14 protein-coding genes are annotated in these 15,641 nt (G+C 72.3%); 10 read left to right on the top strand and 4 right to left on the bottom strand.

The genetic code is table 11. The annotated features are described in order from the left end of the window. Positions 1 to 56: 56 nt before the first annotated feature. The 9 genes from FFT10_RS10485 (at position 57) to FFT10_RS10445 (ending at position 10,108) form a co-directional block, all read left to right on the top strand. The gene (locus FFT10_RS10485; protein ID WP_137732770.1) at positions 57 to 968 is read left to right on the top strand and encodes a fatty acid desaturase family protein; all 912 of its coding nucleotides are present in this window, start codon (positions 57 to 59) and stop codon (positions 966 to 968) included. A gap of 33 nt (positions 969 to 1,001) precedes the next feature. Further along, the gene (locus tag FFT10_RS10480; protein WP_137732769.1) at positions 1,002 to 2,030 is read left to right on the top strand and encodes a glutathione S-transferase N-terminal domain-containing protein; all 1,029 of its coding nucleotides are present in this window, start codon (positions 1,002 to 1,004) and stop codon (positions 2,028 to 2,030) included. Between the two features lie 302 nt (positions 2,031 to 2,332). After that, complete coding sequence (locus FFT10_RS10475; RefSeq protein WP_137732768.1) at positions 2,333 to 3,448, top strand: NADH:flavin oxidoreductase/NADH oxidase; 1,116 nt, start codon at positions 2,333 to 2,335, stop codon at positions 3,446 to 3,448. Between the two features lie 15 nt (positions 3,449 to 3,463). Next, positions 3,464 to 5,077: a flavin-containing monooxygenase gene (locus FFT10_RS10470; protein ID WP_137732767.1), complete on the top strand. Its 1,614-nt coding sequence runs from the start codon at positions 3,464 to 3,466 to the stop codon at positions 5,075 to 5,077. Positions 5,078 to 5,178: 101 nt separating this feature from the next. Beyond that, positions 5,179 to 6,066 (top strand): hypothetical protein, encoded by an 888-nt coding sequence (locus FFT10_RS10465; protein WP_137732766.1) that lies wholly within the window; start codon positions 5,179 to 5,181, stop codon positions 6,064 to 6,066. Between the two features lie 52 nt (positions 6,067 to 6,118). Continuing rightward, positions 6,119 to 7,528, top strand: a complete 1,410-nt coding sequence (locus FFT10_RS10460; protein ID WP_137732765.1) for an amidase family protein — start codon at positions 6,119 to 6,121, stop codon at positions 7,526 to 7,528. 26 nt (positions 7,529 to 7,554) lie between these two features. Continuing rightward, the gene (locus tag FFT10_RS10455; RefSeq protein ID WP_137732764.1) at positions 7,555 to 8,595 is read left to right on the top strand and encodes an AI-2E family transporter; all 1,041 of its coding nucleotides are present in this window, start codon (positions 7,555 to 7,557) and stop codon (positions 8,593 to 8,595) included. A 5-nt stretch (positions 8,596 to 8,600) separates the two neighbouring features. Continuing rightward, positions 8,601 to 9,746 carry a thiolase family protein gene (locus FFT10_RS10450; RefSeq protein ID WP_137732763.1) on the top strand — a complete coding sequence of 382 codons (1,146 nt, stop codon included), beginning with the start codon at positions 8,601 to 8,603 and terminating at the stop codon, positions 9,744 to 9,746. Beyond that, positions 9,746 to 10,108, top strand: a complete 363-nt coding sequence (locus FFT10_RS10445) for a Zn-ribbon domain-containing OB-fold protein (RefSeq protein WP_137732762.1) — start codon at positions 9,746 to 9,748, stop codon at positions 10,106 to 10,108. The genes FFT10_RS10450 and FFT10_RS10445 overlap by 1 nt, the downstream gene beginning before the upstream one ends. 13 nt (positions 10,109 to 10,121) lie before the next feature. On the opposite strand, the gene FFT10_RS10440 is transcribed toward FFT10_RS10445, so the two are convergent. Together FFT10_RS10440 and FFT10_RS10435 are read right to left on the bottom strand one after the other, a co-directional pair. Beyond that, positions 10,122 to 11,327 carry an acyl-CoA dehydrogenase family protein gene (locus FFT10_RS10440; protein WP_137732761.1) on the bottom strand — a complete coding sequence of 402 codons (1,206 nt, stop codon included), beginning with the start codon at positions 11,325 to 11,327 and terminating at the stop codon, positions 10,122 to 10,124. Positions 11,328 to 11,353: 26 nt separating this feature from the next. Then, entirely contained in the window at positions 11,354 to 12,424 is a 1,071-nt protein-coding gene (locus FFT10_RS10435; protein ID WP_137732760.1) for a TauD/TfdA family dioxygenase, read from the bottom strand. A 217-nt stretch (positions 12,425 to 12,641) separates the two neighbouring features. On the opposite strand from FFT10_RS10435, the gene FFT10_RS28740 reads away from it, so the two are divergent. After that, a complete protein-coding gene (locus FFT10_RS28740) occupies positions 12,642 to 14,201 on the top strand; it encodes a methyl-accepting chemotaxis protein (protein ID WP_137732759.1) in 1,560 nt (519 codons plus the stop codon). Positions 14,202 to 14,228: 27 nt separating this feature from the next. Here the strand turns inward: FFT10_RS28740 and FFT10_RS10425 are convergent, their stop codons facing one another. Together FFT10_RS10425 and FFT10_RS10420 are read right to left on the bottom strand one after the other, a co-directional pair. Beyond that, positions 14,229 to 14,624 carry a VOC family protein gene (locus FFT10_RS10425; protein ID WP_137732758.1) on the bottom strand — a complete coding sequence of 132 codons (396 nt, stop codon included), beginning with the start codon at positions 14,622 to 14,624 and terminating at the stop codon, positions 14,229 to 14,231. Between the two features lie 22 nt (positions 14,625 to 14,646). Next, entirely contained in the window at positions 14,647 to 15,630 is a 984-nt protein-coding gene (locus tag FFT10_RS10420) for a hypothetical protein (RefSeq protein ID WP_137732757.1), read from the bottom strand. Positions 15,631 to 15,641: the final 11 nt, after the last annotated feature.

The raw sequence follows: 15,641 nt of genomic DNA, 5'->3' as shown, positions 1-15,641 counted from the left end.
CGGCCGTCATCTGCGCGACGCCCGCGCAGGCCGGTCGCCAACACAATCCGCGCACCATGGCCGCTGCCCCCCGTGCCCGCCCCGAAGACCACTTCACGCCCGACCAGTGGCGCCGGCTGTCGGCCAAGTCGCCCTGGCGCGGGCTGTGGCTGGTGGCGCACTGCTGGGGCGCGATCGGCCTGGCCATGCTGGTGGGTGCACGCTGGCCCTGGCTGATCCCGCTGTGCGTGATGGTGGTCGGCACCCGCCAGCTGGGCCTGGCCATCCTGATGCACGACGCGGCCCACGGCCTGCTGCACCCCAACCGCGCCGTCAACGACTGGGTCGGCCACTGGCTGTGCGCCCCCACGCTGAAGGCCTACCGGCCCTACCACCTGCAGCACCACCGCTATGTGCAGCAGGCCGAGGATCCGGACCTGGTGCTGTCGGCGCCGTTCCCGATCAGCCGCACCTCGCTGCGCCGCAAGATGTGGCGCGACCTGAGCGGCCAGACCTTCTACAAGCAGCGCATCCAGCCCTTCCTGCAGCGCAGCAGCAAGGCCGCGGGCGGCGATGGCGCCAGTGCCTTCGCGGGCCATGACCGGCACTTCGTGATCGCCAACGCGCTGGGCTTCGCGGTGTTGGCCGCCGCCGGCTGGTGGTGGCTGTGGCTGCTGCTGTGGCTGCTGCCGATGGCGACCTGGCTGCCGCTGGTCACCCGTCTGCGCAACATCGCCGAGCATGCGCTGGTGCCGGTGGACCAGCCCGATCCGCTGCGCCAGGCCCGCACCACCCGTGCCGGCTGGCTGGAGCGCGCCCTGATCGCGCCCTACTGGGTCAACTTCCACAGCGAGCACCACCTGTTCACCCAGCTGCCCTGCTGGCAGCTGCCCAAGGCCCATGCGCTGCTGCAGGCCGCCGGCACCACCGCCCGCATGGAGGTGCAGCCCGGCTACTTGGCGGTGATGCGGCTGGCCGCGCCGCACTAGGCCGATCCACCACCGCCGCCACCAGGAGCTGCCATGTCCACCGCCCCCTTGCAGCTCTACGGCGTGCATGGTTCGCCCTACACCCGCAAGATGCTGGCGCTGCTGCGCTACCGGCACATCCCCTACCGCTACACCCACAGCAGCACCGGCATCCCGGGCCTGCCGGAGGCGAAGCCGCGGCTGCTGCCCACGTTCTACCTGCCCGATGCCGGCGGTACCCTGCAGCCGGTCACCGATTCCACGCCGCTGATCCGCCGCTTCGAGGCCGACCACCCCGGCCGCGCCGCAGTGCCGCCCGACCCGGCGCTGGCCTTCATCGATGCGCTGCTGGAAGACTTTGCCGACGAGTGGCTGACCAAGGCGATGTTCCATTACCGCTGGGCCTACAAGGCGGACGAGCACCAGGCCATGCGGGTGCTGGCCAGCTGGCGCGGTGCGCCGCAGGACGACGCGGCCCTGGCCGAGACGGCGGCGCTGGTCAGCGGCCGCCAGGTGCCGCGGCTGCGCTACGTGGGCAGCAACGCCACCACCGCGCCGGTGATCGAGGCGGGTTACCAGCGTGTGCTGCTGGCGCTGGAGGACCACCTCCGCCAGCATCCGTTCCTGATGGGCAGCCGCCCGGGCGCCAGCGATTTCGGCATGTTCGGCCAGCTCACCCAGCTGGTGCAGTTCGACCCCACGCCGATGGCCCTGGCCAGCGCCACCGCGCCGCGGGTGATGGCCTGGACCGGTCGCATGGAAGACCTGTCGGGCCTGGAGGTGGCCGACAGCGGCTGGCTGGATCCTTCCCATCTGCCCGCCAGCGTGCAGGCGATGCTGGGCGAGGTGGGCCGCCTGTACGCGCCGCTGCTGCTGGCCAACGCCCGTGCGCTGGCCGCTGGCCAGAGTGAACTGCAGACCACGGTGGATGGCCAGCCCTGGGTGCAGCAGGCGTTCCCTTACCAGGCCAAGTGCCTGGCGTGGCTGCGGCGCGACCATGCCGCACTGCTGCCCGATGCGCGCGCCCAGGTGGATGCAGCGCTCGCAGGCACCGGCTGCGAAGCGCTGTTTGTGCCGGCTTAGCGTGGGCTTGGCGGCTGTGGGCTCTTTGCGGACACGCCTTGACTGGCGCAAGGACGAGGCCAGCCACCGTCTCCGCGCTCGGAGAAGGTCACAGTGGTGGCTGAGCGTCGGGGCGGGTGGGCCTGTTTTGCGGAAGTAGGGGAGGAGTCCTATGCGCCGCTTGCGGCGTGTAGGACGGGGGACATGGAGCAAAACAGGCCCACCCGGCCCGGCGCGATCGCGCAGAACCAAACGTCCGCAACGAGCCCAAAGGCGACCGCCTGGTGACAGCGCAGGTGCCCCAGCCCGTGCACACTGCAACCATGCCCCAGCTCTTCACCCCCCTCGCGCTCGGCCAGCTGAACCTGCCCAACCGCATCGTCATCGCGCCGATGTGCCAGTACAGCGCCGTTGACGGGAATGCCACCGACTGGCATCTGATCCACCTGGGCCGGCTGGCGCTCAGCGGCGCCGGCCTGCTGATCGTCGAGGCCACGGCTGTCAGCGCCGCAGGCCGCATCACCCCAGGCTGCCTGGGCCTGTACAACGACGCCAACGAGGCCGCCCTGGCCCGCGTGCTGCAAGCCGTGCGCCACACCGGCACCCCCATGCCGTTGGCCATCCAGCTCGGCCATGCCGGCCGCAAGGCCAGCAGCCACACGCCCTGGGACGGCGGCCAGCAGATCCCGCTGGACCAGGGCGGCTGGCTGGCGCAGGCGCCATCCGCCCTGCCCCACGGCGATGGTGAACTGCCGCCCGCCGCGCTCGACGACGCCGGCCTGCAGCAGGTGCAGGACGACTTCGTCGCCGCCGCCCGCCGCGCCGTGCGCCTGGGCTTCCAGGCCATCGAGCTGCATGCGGCGCATGGCTACCTGCTGCACCAGTTCCTCTCGCCGATCGCCAACCAGCGCACCGATGCCTACGGCGGCAGCCTGGCCAACCGCATGCGCTTCCCGCTCCAGGTGTTCAGCGCCGTGCGCGCCGCCGTGCCGGCCGGCGTGGCGGTGGGCATGCGCCTGTCGGCCACCGATTGGGTGGACGGCGGTTGGGGCCCCGATGACAGCGTCGCCTTCACGCAGGAACTCAAGCGCCTGGGCGGCGATTTCATCCACGTCAGCTCGGGCGGCGTGTCGCCGCGCCAGCAGATCCCCATCGGCCCCGGTTACCAGGTGCACCTGGCCGCACAGATCAAGCGCGAGGCCGGCCTGCCCACCCTCGCCGTGGGCCTGATCACCGAGCCGCAGCAGGCCGAAGACATCATCGCCAGCGGCCAGGCCGATGCGGTGGCCATCGCCCGCGGCATCCTCTACGACCCGCACTGGCCCTGGCATGCCGCCGCCGCACTGGGCGCGCAGGTGCAGGCGCCGAAGCAGTACTGGCGCAGCCAGCCGCGTGGCATGACCCACCTGTTCGGCGATGCCCGCATCGGCCAACGCTAGACGAGCAACCTCCGCATGACCCACACGCCCGCTCCCATTGACCTGCTGATCGTCGGCGCCGGCTTCGGCGGCCTGTACATGCTGCACACCGCACGCCAGCGCGGGCTGACCGCGCTGGTGGTGGAAGCCGCCGGGGGCGTGGGCGGCACCTGGTACCACAACCGCTACCCCGGCGCGCGGGTCGACATCCAGAGCCTGGAGTACAGCTTCGGCTTCGACGATGCCTTGCAGCAGGATTGGTGCTGGACCGAGCGCTATGCCGCCCAGCCTGAGCTGCTGGCCTATGCCAACCATGTGGCCGACCGCTATGCGCTGCGCGACGGCATCCTGCTGGACACCCGCATCGCCGCGGCGCACTGGGACGAGGCCGCGCTGGTCTGGCAGGTGGCGGCGAAGGACGGCCGCTCCTGGTCGGCGCGCCACCTGGTGCTGGCCACCGGCCCGCTGTCCACGCCCAACCAGCCCGACTTTCCCGGCCTCTCGGATTTCAAGGGTCGGGTGCTGCACACGGCGGCCTGGCCGCACGAGCCGGTCGACCTGACCGGCCTGCGGGTGGGCGTGATCGGCACCGGCTCGTCGGGCGTGCAGACCATCACCACCATCGCGCCGCAGGTGGCGCAGCTCACCGTGTTCCAGCGCACGCCCACCTATGCGGTGCCGGCCCACAACGGCCCGCTGGACAAGGCGCTGGAAGCCCAGGTCAAGGCCGACTACCCCGCCTTCCGCGAACGCAACCGCAAGATGATGGGCGGCTTCGGGTCCATGCTGCCGCCCAATGGCTTCTCGGCCTTCTCGGTGTCGGCCGAAGAACGTGAACGCATGTTCGAGGAGCGCTGGCAGATCGGCGGCTTCGGCCTGCTGGGCACCTTCAACGACCTGATCGTCAACCCGGCGGCCAATGAACTGGCCGGCGAGTTCGTGCGCAACAAGATCCGCAGCATCGTGCACGACCCGGCCACCGCCGCCGCGCTGTGCCCCAGCCACCCCATCGGCTGCAAGCGGCTGTGCGTGGACACCGGCTACTACGCCACCTTCAACCGGCCCAACGTGCGGCTGGTCGATCTGCAGACGACGCCGATCGACGGCTTCACCGCCACCGGCGTGCTGGCCGGCGGCGAGGAGCACACGCTGGATGCGCTGATCCTGGCCACCGGCTTCGACGCGATGACCGGCACCATGCTGCGGCTGGACCTGCGCGGCCGCGGCGGCCGCAGCATCCAGCAGCACTGGCGGGCCGGGCCGCTGAACTACCTGGGCCTGTGCCTGTCGGGCTTCCCCAACCTGTACACGCTGACCGGGCCGGGCGCCACCGCCGCCTTCACCAACGTGATCGTCGCCATCGAGCACCAGGTGCAATGGATCGCCGACACGGTGACCGATCTCGATGCCCGCGGCGTGCGCACGCTGGAGGCCACGCCCGAGGCCGAGGCCGCCTGGGTGGCCCATGTCAATGCGGTGGCCGCCCGCACCATCTACCTGGGCTGCAACAGCTGGTACCTGGGCGCCAACATCCCGGGCAAGCCGCGCATCTTCATGCCGCTGTTCGGCTTTCCGGCCTATGTGCAGAAGTGCGCCGAGGTGCAGCAGCAGGGCTATGCCGGCTTCTCGCTGACGCCGGCGTCTTGCTGAGCTCGCCCCTGCGGCCAACGCCCGCGCCGGCCCTGACAAACCCGGTCGCCACCCTGCCGGGTGCTTGTTATGCTGGCCGCTCCACCACGGCGGAGCCGCCCATGGCCACTGTTGTTTCCAGCGCCACCGGCGCATTGTTCCTGGAACTTGACGGCGCGGCAGCCGGGCCCCTGCGCAGCGCGCAGCCGGCCAGCCTGCGCGTCGACATGGCCACGCAGCCGACCGGCCGCGAGATGGTGGTGCGCCGCAGCGCCCAGGTGACCCTGGGCGAGATGGCGGCCGAGTTCGATCTGCTGGAACCGGGGCCGCTGGTCGACTGGCTGGGCGCGGCGCTGGCCGGCGACATGGCGCCCCGCGACGGCGCGCTGCTGGTGGGGGACATGAACTTCAATGCCCGCCGCCGCATCGGTTTCCGCGGCGCCTGCATCTCGGGGCTGTCCTGGCCGGTGCTGGACGCCAGCGCCGGCAGGCGTGCCCTCAGCCTGACGCTGCGCTGGCTGGTCGCCGGTGTGGACGATGCACCATCGAGCGGCAAGCTCAAGAGCGGCACCAGCCGCCGCCGGCCGCTGATGGCCAGCAACTTCCGCTTTGTCGGCCTGCCGTTTGGCGACGATGCCGTGACCATGGTGGAACTGCCCACGCTGCAGGTGGGCTGGGCCCAGGACCGCTTCAACGGCGGCTACCGCGACCCGCAGATGGTGCAGCGCCAGCTGGGCGAGCTGGTGGTCACGGTCAGCGCCCGCCGGGCCGAGGCGGCCCGCGCCTGGGTGCACAAGCTGGTGGCCGACGGCAGCATCGACGAGCGCGACGGCCTCGCGCTGCAGGTGGACCTGCTCGACGCCGCGCTGAAGAAGACGCTGGCCAGCGTGCAGCTGACGGGATGCCTGCTGAGCGGCATGGACGAGGAGCCGCTGGGCGGCGCCGCAGACCGCATCGCCACGCTGACGCTGCGCTTCGATGTGGGCGGCATGAAGCTCACGCTGGCCTGACTGCCGTTGCACCGCTGCAGCGGCCACCGCAACCCTGACCTGGAGGTTCCCCTTGTCTGACGAAGCTCTCTGGCGCTGGCCGGCACACCGCCTGGCCGCCGCCATCCGCACCGGCGCCATCTCGGCGCAGGAAGCCGTCGCGTCCAGCCTGGCCCGGGTGGCCGATGTCAATCCGCGCCTGAATGCCGTGGTCGATGTGATGGCCGACGAGGCCCTGGCCGCCGCACGCGCCGCCGATGCCGCCCGCCGCCGCGGCGATCCGCTGGGCGTGCTGCACGGTGTGCCGGTCACCGTCAAGGTGAATGTCGACGTGGCCAGCCGCGCCACCACCAACGGCGTGGTGGCCTACCGCGACAACATCGCCCCCGAAGACAGCCCGGTGGTGGCCAACCTGCGCCGCGCCGGCGCCGTCATCATCGGCCGCACCAACACGCCGGCGTTCTCGGTGCGCTGGTTCACCGACAACGCGCTGCACGGCCGCACGCTGAACCCCTGGTCGGCCGACCACACGCCGGGCGGCTCCAGCGGCGGCGCGTCGGCGGCGGTGGCCGCCGGTCTGGGCGCCATCGCCCATGGCAATGACCTGGCTGGCTCGGTGCGCTACCCGGCCTACTGCACCGGCGTGGTGGGCCTGCGGCCGTCGTTCGGCCGCGTGCCGGCCTTCCTGCCCAGCGCCCAGGCCGAGCGGCCATTGTCGATGGCGATGATGTCGGTGCAGGGCCCGCTGGCCCGCGAGGTGGTCGATGTGCGCCTGGCGCTGCAGGCCATGAGCGCCGGCGATGCCCGCGACCCCTGGTGGGTGCCCGCACCGCTCACCGGCCCGGCCCCGGACCGGCCGCTGCGGGTGGCGATGACGGTGTGCTGCAACGGCCAGCCGGCCGACCCGGCGGTGGTGGCCGCGGTGCGCCAGGCCGGTGCCTGGCTGGCCGACGCCGGCTACACCGTGGAAGAGACCGAGCCACCCAGCCTGGCCGAGGCCCACGAACTGTGGAACCTGATGGGCAACGACGAGGCGCGCCGCTTCATGTGGCCGGCCATCGAGGCCCATGGCGACGAGGGTGTGCGCCGGTCCTTCGGCTGGATGCTGGCCGCCTCGCCGGCGCTGGACCACACCGCCCACCTGCTGGCCCTGGCCAAGCGGTCCACCCTGGTGCGGCGTTGGCAGCTGTTCCTGGAACGCTACCCGCTGGTGCTGACGCCGGTCTCCGGCGAGCCACCCTTCGCCTGGGGCCGGGATGTGGACAGCGCCGAATCCATGGCCGCCGTGCTGCGTGCGCAGGAGTCGCAATTCGCGGTGCCGGTGCTGGGGCTGCCCGCCGTGTCGGTGCCGACCGGCCTGGCCGGCGCGCTGCCGATGGGCGTGCAGCTCATCGGCCCGCGTTTCCGCGAAGACCTGGTGCTCGACGCCGCCGCCGTCATCGAGGCGCGGCAGCCGCCGATGACGCCGATCGATCCGCGCTGAGCAGTCTGTCTCCATCTGACCCCTGCATGGCTTCCCGACTGCCTGTCCTGCTGCTGCTGGCCTGCGCCCTGGCGTTGGGCTGGATCCTGCAACCCTTCTGGGGCGCCATCCTGTGGGCGGTGATCATCGCCCTGATCTTCATGCCGATGTTCCGCCGCCTGCTGCCGCGGGTGGGCGGGCGCCGCAACGTGGCCGCCGGCCTGGTGCTGGGCGCGGTGCTGCTGATCGGCGTGCTGCCGCTGACGCTGGTGGCGGCATCGCTGGCGCGCGAGGCGGCGGTGGTCTACCAGCAGATCGACAGCGGCGCCTGGCAGCCCGAGCTGGCGGTGCGCCGGCTGTTCAACACCCTGCCCGACTGGGTGGCCAGCCTGCTGCAGCGCTTCGGCGTGGCCGATTTCGACAGCCTGCAGCGCCGCATGACGGCGGCCGTGGCCCAGGCCGCACAGCTGATCACCACCCGGGCGCTGGGCATCGGGCTGGACACCTTCGACTTCCTCACCAGCCTGGCCATCACGCTGTACCTGGCCTTCTTCCTGGTGCGCGACGGCGAAGCCCTGGTGCGCACCATCGCCGCCGGTCTGCCGCTGGCAGCGGCCCACCAGCGGGCGCTGGGCAGCAAGTTCGCCACCGTGGTGCGCGCCACCGTCAAGGGCAGCCTGCTGGTGGCGGTGGCCCAGGGCGCGCTGGGTGGCCTGGCCTTCTGGGTGCTGGGCGTGCAGGGTGCGCTGCTCTGGGCGGTGCTGATGACCTTCCTGTCGCTGGTGCCGGCGGTGGGCGCGGCCCTGGTCTGGGCCCCGGTGGCGACGTGGTTCGCGCTGCACGGCCAATGGGCGGAGGCTGCCGGCCTCACCGCCTGGGGCGTGCTGGTGATCGGCCTGGTCGACAACCTGCTGCGGCCCATCCTGGTGGGCAAGGACACCCGGCTGCCCGACTACGTGGTGATGATCGCCACGCTGGGCGGCATGTCGGTGTTTGGGCTCAACGGCTTCGTGGTGGGGCCGGCCATTGCGGCGATGTTCATCGCCGCCTGGCACATCGTGGTTCACACCGCCCCTGACCGCGCCTGAGCAGCATGGCCGCATTGCCGAACATCACCGGCGTGGGTTGCACGCCTTTCGGGCGGCACGATGGCAGCACCGCCATCGGCCTGATGGCCCAGGCTGCCCAGGCGGCGCTGGACGATGCCGGCCTGGCCCGCGGCCAGATCGACGGCCTGCTGTGCGGTTATGCCACCACACTGCCGCACCTGATGCTGTCCACGCTGGTGGCCGAGCGCCTGGCGCTGCGGCCGGCCTACGCGCACAGCGTGCAACTGGGCGGCGCCACCGGCGCGGCACTGCTGATGCTGGCCGGCGACCTGGTGCGCAGCGGCCGCTGCCGGCGGGTGCTGGTGCTGGCCGGCGAGAACCGCCTGAGCGGCCAGGCCCGCGACAGTGCCATCCAGACCCTGGCCCAGGTGGGCGATGCCGAGATGGAGGTGCCCAACGGCGCCTCGGTGCCGGCCTACTACGCGCTGATGGCCAGCCGTTACCTGCATGCCACCGGCACCACCGAAGCCGATCTGGCCGAGCTGGCGGTGCTGATGCGCCGCCATGCCCAGGCCCACCCCGGCGCCCAGCTGCGCAGCCCGCTGACGGTGGCCGATGTGCTGGCCAGCAAGCCGATCGCCACGCCGCTGAAGCTGGCCGACTGCTGCCCGATCAGCGATGGCGCGGCGGCCTTCGTGGTGGCAGCCGACCCCGGGCCCGGTGTGCGTGTGGTGCTGCGCGGTGCCGGCCAGGCCCACCGCCACCAGCACCTGAGCGCCATGGCCGACGTGCTGGCCTGCGGCGCGGCCGAGGCGGCGCAGTGCGCCCTGGCCGAGGCCGGCGTGGCGCTGGCGCAGATCGGCCACCTGGGCATCTACGACTCCTTCACCATCACCCTGGTGATGCTGCTGGAGGAGATCGGCATCGCGCCGCGCGGCGGCAGCGCGGCGATGGCGCGGGCCGGTGTCTTCGGCCCGCAGGGTGATCTGCCTCTGAACCTGCACGGCGGCCTGCTGAGCTACGGCCACTGCGGCGTGGCCGGTGGCATGGCCCACGCGGTGGAGACGGTGCTGCAGCTGGGCGGCCGGGCCGGTGACCGCCAGGCCCGGCCGGCCACGCATGCCCTGGTGCATGCCGATGGCGGCGTGATGTCGTCCCACGTGAGCCTGGTGCTGACCCGGGAGGCTTGATGGACCCCACCGCGTCCCCTTTCGTCCAGGGCCTGGCCGCCGGTGTGTTGCGCCACCAGCGCTGCACTGCCTGCGGCACGGCGTTGACCGGCCAGCGTTTCGCCTGCACCGGCTGCGGCAGCGCCCGGCTGGCCTGGTGCGATGCCGCCGGCACCGGCACGGTGTACGCCGTCAGCACCGTGCACCGCGCACCCACCGAGGCCTGGCGCGCGCTGGCGCCCTACACCCTGGTGCTGGTCGACCTGGACGAGGGCCCGCGGCTGATGGCGCACGGGGCTGCGGGGCTGGCCATCAACCAGCGGGTGCGGGCCATTGCCGTCACGCTGGCGGGGACGGCGCTGCTGCGGTTCGTCCCGGCCTGATCCGGGCTGCCGCTCAGCGGTACTTCTTCAGCTCCATCCGCCCCAGCTGTTGCCGATGCACCTCGTCCGGCCCGTCGGCCAGGCGCAGCACCCGGGCCATGGCGTAGGCATGGGCCAGGCCGAAATCGTTGCTGGTGCCGCCGCCGCCGTGGGCCTGGATGGCCCAGTCGACCACCTTGCAGGCCATCGCCGGCACGGCCACCTTGATCATCGCGATCTCGGCCTTGGCCACCTTGTTGCCCACGGTGTCCATGCGGTGCGCGGCATGCAGGGTCAGCAGGCGGGCCTGCTCGATGGCGATGCGGCATTCGGCGATGCGCTCCACCGTCACGCCCTGCTCCGACACCGGCTTGCCGAAGGCCACCCGGGTGCTGGTGCGCTGGCACATCTTTTCCAGCGCCCGTTCGGCCATGCCGATCAGCCGCATGCAGTGGTGGATGCGGCCCGGCCCCAGCCGGCCCTGCGCGATCTCGAAGCCGCGGCCCTCGCCCAGCAGGATGTTCGACACCGGCACCCGCACATTGGTGAAGGTGACTTCGCTGGCCCGGTCGGGCATGCCGTAGAAGCCGAACACCGGGATCGGGCGGAGTACCTTCACGCCCGGCGTGTCCATCGGCACCAGCACCATCGACTGCTGCCGGTGGCGGTCGGCGTTGTCGGGGTCGCTCTTGCCCATGAAGATCGCGATCCTGCAGCGCGGGTCGGTCGCGTTGGTGGTGTACCACTTGTGGCCGTTGATGACGTACTCGTCACCGTCGCGCACGATCGAGCTCTCGATGTTGGTGGCGTCGCTGGACGCCACCTTGGGCTCGGTCATCGCGAAGCAGCTGCGGATCTCGCCGGCCAGCAGCGGTTTCAGCCACCGCTCCTGGTGCTCTGGCGTGCCGTAGCGGGCCAGCACCTCCATGTTGCCGGTGTCGGGCGCGCTGCAGTTGAAGACCTCGGGCGCCAGGAAGCTGCGGCCCATGATCTCGCACAGCGGCGCGTATTCCAGGTTGGTGAGCCCGGCGCCGTGGGCGCTCTCCGGCAGGAACAGGTTCCACAGCCCGGCGGCGCGGGCCAGTGGCTTCAGGGTGTCGATGACCGGGTGCACCGCCCAGGGGCCCAGGCGCTCGGCCTCTTCGGCATGGCGGGCCTCGTTGGGATAGATGTGCTGGTCCATGAAGGCCAGCAGGCGCTGCTGCAGGGCCTGCACCTTGGGGCTGGGGTCATAGGACATCGCGGGTTCCTGGTTGGGAAGGGAGATCAACCGACCGTGCCGCCGTCGGGCGACAGCGGGGCCACCAGCTGGCCGTTCTTCGGCGGCACGCCGCCACGGGCGCCCGGCACCACGCTGCCATAGCGCTGGGCGAACACCGGCGGCAGCGGCCGGGCGTTGGCCGGCGCCAGCCACAGCCGCAACAGGTGGCGTCGGCGATCGGGCTCGGGCCAGTCGGTGAAGGCGGTGCGGTCGTGCAGCAGGGTGTGGTTGTGCACCAGCTGGATGTCGCCGCGCTGCAGCGTCATCAGGAAGTGCATCGCCGGGCTGTTGCACAGGCTGTCGAACAGGTCCAGCGCCTCGCGCTGCAGCGGCGTCAGCTTCGGCGCATCGGCAAAGCGCTGGGCCGAATCGACATAGGACCGGTGGTAGATGCCCGACAGCTGGCCGTCGAACCAGTTCAGCACCGGGATGGTGAAGAACGGCTGCTGGCCGGGTGGCACCTCGCCACGGCGGTCGGTCGCCACCGGCTGCAGCAGCGCGGCGGCCAGGTCGGGCCGCTGCTGCAGCACTGCGTTCCACACCGCGCCGGTGCTCACCAGGGCCGAGTGGCCGCCCGCCTTCGCCGCCTGCAGGCACAGCAGGCCGACGATGTCGCAGCTGTCGGTGTGGAAGGTCTGGCGCTCGGCGGTCTGGTAGATGCGCACCCGCGGGTCGTCGCTCTTCAGGCCCAGGTCGCGCACATGGCCCAGCACATGGCCCTGCGCGTTCTGGCTGACGGCGCTGCCCAGGTGCAGGCCCAGGCCGTAGAAGGCGGTGGCGCTCAGCCGCAGCGGCCAGCGGTCCACCGGCAGGCCGCGCAGCAGCACGAAGCCGCGGCCTTCCAGCACCTGCTGCTGCAGGCCTGCCAGGCGCGGCGCCAGCGTGGGCAGCGGGAAGTCGGCCGCGGTCAGCGCGGCGATGTCGGCGCCGCGGTCGGCCAGCGGTTCGGCAGCCGCGGCAATCTCGGCGATCTCGGCCGACGACAGCGGCACGATCCAGTCGCTGCGGGCGGCCATCTCGGGGCCCAGCCAGATCTGCGGGCCCTGCTGCAGCGGCGGCAATGTGGTGTCTTGCATGCGGCCACTGTAGGAGCGGGCCACGGCGGCTGTCTGTCCCCGGCGGCGCAGCGGTGCGCGCCGCGCGCCGTGCTGGATTGCACGCAGCGGCCTGTCGGGAGATCTCCACCGCCTGCCGGGGGTCATGTCGATTGCAGCCGCTCCGATAAGCCTGGCAGCGTGTTGGCGGCCGGATGCCGACTGGCGCGCGCATCCCCGCTGTCCCAGGAGTGTCCCCATGTCCCCCAGATCCATGACCGTGCGCGGCAGCGTGCTGCTGTTCGTCGCCATCGCCAGCGCCGGCGCCGCCCTGCTCGGTGGCCTGGCCCAGCAGCAGATCCAGCACAGCCAGTCGTTGTCCGACCAGCTGCTGGGCGATGTGCAGCTGGTGCGGGCGGTGCTGCAGGTGGACATGGTGCACGACGGCCTGCTGGCCACCACCCGCGGCGCCCTGCTCGCCGGCCCGCAGGCGGCTTCGGCCGAGCAGGCCGCCGTGCGTGCCGAGCTGGCCGACATGCAGCGCACCCTGGTCGAGGCGCAGAAACAGATCGTCCAGCATGCCGACGATGCCGCGGTGCAGCAGATGGCCGATGACCTGCGCCCGGTGCTCGAAGCCTACCTGGGCGCCGCCCAGGCCCTGGTCGACGCGGCGCTGAGCGGCCAGGCCACCGTGCCGGCGCTGCGCAGCCGCTTCGAAGCCGATTTCAAGCAGCTGGAGACCCGGCTGGACCAGCTGGGCACGCTGATCGAGGCCGGTGCCGGCCGCCGCCTGGCCCAGCGCGATGCACTGATCACCCAGGACCGCCTGCTGGCCGGTGGCGTGGCCGCGGCGATGGTGGCGCTGCTGCTGGGGCTGGGGCTGCGCTTTGCCAATGGCCTGCTGCGCCGCCTGGGCGCCGAGCCCGACCAGCTGCGCCGGTTCGCCCAGCGCATCGCCGATGGCGCGCTGGCCACCCGCTTCGACCAGCCGCCCACCTGCCAGGGCAGCGTGGCCGCCGCGCTCGAAGGCATGCGCGACCGCCTGCACGACACCGTGGTCACCATCCGCCATGGCGCCGACAGCGTGGCCAGCAGCAGCATCCAGATCGCCAGCGGCAACCAGGATCTGGCCGAGCGCACCAGCCAGCAGGCCAGCAGCCTGCAGGCCGCCGCCGCCGGCATGGCCGGCGTCACCGACAGCGTGCAGCAGACGGCAGTGCATGCCGAGACGGCGACCACGCTGGCGGCCGAATCCAGCCAGGCCGCCGAGCGTGGCGGCGCGGTGGTGCACCAGGTGGTGGCGACCATGGCCGAGATCGAGGACGCCAGCCGCCGCATTGCCGACATCACCAACGTGATCGACGGCATTGCCTTCCAGACCAACATCCTCGCGCTGAATGCGGCGGTGGAAGCCTCGCGCGCCGGCGAGCAGGGCCGCGGCTTCGCCGTGGTGGCGGCCGAGGTGCGCAGCCTGGCCCAGCGCAGCGCCGATGCCGCCCGTGAGATCAAGGGCCTGATCGCCAGCAGCGTGACCCAGGTGGCCGACGGCAGCCGCCAGGTGGCCGAGGCCGGCGCCACCATGGGCGAGATCGTGGCCCAGTTCGGCCGCGTCAATGCGCTGGTGGCCGAGATCAGCGGCGCCGCACGGCAACAGACCAGCGGCATCGCCCAGGTGGGCGCGGCCGTCAGCGCGCTGGACCAGGGCACGCAGCAGAACGCCGCGCTGGTGGAAGAAAGCGCCGCCGCCGCCGCCATGCTGCGCGACCAGGCCGGGCGCCTGGCCGATGCGGTGGGCGCCTTCCGGCTGGCCCAGGACTGACCGTCCCGGGTTGGCGGGGCCCGGGCGTCAGGCCTCCGGCCCGTGGCAGGCCACGCAGACCTTGTTGCCCTCGGTGTCGCGGAAGTAGGCGCCGTAGTAGTCGGGGTGGTAGTGAGGCCGCAGGCCGGGCGGGCCCTCGCAGCTGCCGCCATGCTGCAGCGCCGCGGCATGCACCTGCCGCACGACCGCCCGCGTCGGCGCCAGGAAGGCCACCATCTGGCCGTTGCCCGGGTGGTGGGGCTCGCCGTCGTAGGGCCGGCCGATGACGAACAGCGGCCGGCCGCCGCCGGGCTGTTGCCAGCCGGCCCAGCCGTGGTCGGGCTGGTTGAAGCGCAGCTGCAGGCCCAGCGCGCCGGTCACCGCGTCGTAGAACGCGAAGGCGCGGGCGAAGTCGTGAACGCCGGTGAAGAGGTGCGAGAACATCGGTGGGCGCCTGTCTGGTGGCTCACTGCGCGCTGGCCGGTGCCAGGGCGGCTGCCGGCCCGCTGCGCCAGTGCGCCGCCTTCAGCCGCCGCGGCAGCGGCGGGATCTCGAAGCGCGCCAGCTCCTGCATGGTGAAGCTCAGCGCCAGGATGGCGATGGGCAGGTAGTGCAGGGCCATCCAGACGCCCGACAGCTCGTTGCCGGTGATGTGCGGCAGCAGCAGCGCGCCGACCACCAGCCCCACGGCCGTCAGCGTGGGGATGCTGCGCCGCAGCACCACGCCCCAGCGGGCCGCGCGCCAGCGGCTGTGGAACGCTGCCGGCGGCGTGGCCAGCACCTGTGCCAGGTGGCGGGCGGCCTGGTCCAGCGCCCGTTCGGCAGCCTGGGTGCGCCCAGGGCCGCGGCCGCGCAGGCGCAGCTTGCTGGTCCAGCCATCGGTGGCCGGCACCAGACGCACCCAGTTCCAGCCCATCACCGCCAGCAGATCCTCGGGCAGGGCCAGGCGTTCGCCGGGTGCCGGGCGCAGCGTGATGTCGCCGGCCACGTTCTTCACATCCATCACCGCCAGGCTGAAGTGCAGGCCGTCGACCCAGGCCTCGCCGTGGCGGAAGGTCAGCACCGGCGGGCCGGCATGGGCGCTGGGCACCAGGTCGTAGCTGCGGGCGACCTGCCAGCCGGGGCCGGCGCTGAAGTGCTGCGGCGGCGCCACCGCATCCACCTGGGCCAGCAGGCGGGCCAGGTCGGTGCCCATGGCCTGCAGCGTGGCGGCAGGGCCATCGACCGGGCGCAGCTGGCGGGTGAGGCGGTGGTTGCCGCTCTCATGGCATTCCAGCTGCAGCGTCTCGGTCAGCGCCGGGGTGTTGCCGCTGGCGGCATGCGCGACCGGCTTGAAGTGCAGGCGGCGGGCCAGGCGGTCGCTGGCGGCCAGGTCCACCTGCCGACCACTGCGGGTGAAGGGCTCGACCAGGCCGAGGATCTGATGGTGGGTGAGCGGTGGTGGCGGCATGCGGCGGGCCC

Origin of the sequence: Pseudaquabacterium pictum, assembly GCF_005403045.1 — a bacterium.
Taxonomy (GTDB): Bacteria; Pseudomonadota; Gammaproteobacteria; order Burkholderiales; family Burkholderiaceae_C; genus Pseudaquabacterium; species Pseudaquabacterium pictum.
Note: the sequence above shows the minus strand (reverse complement) of the source record. Positions and strands in the feature narration are given on the sequence as shown.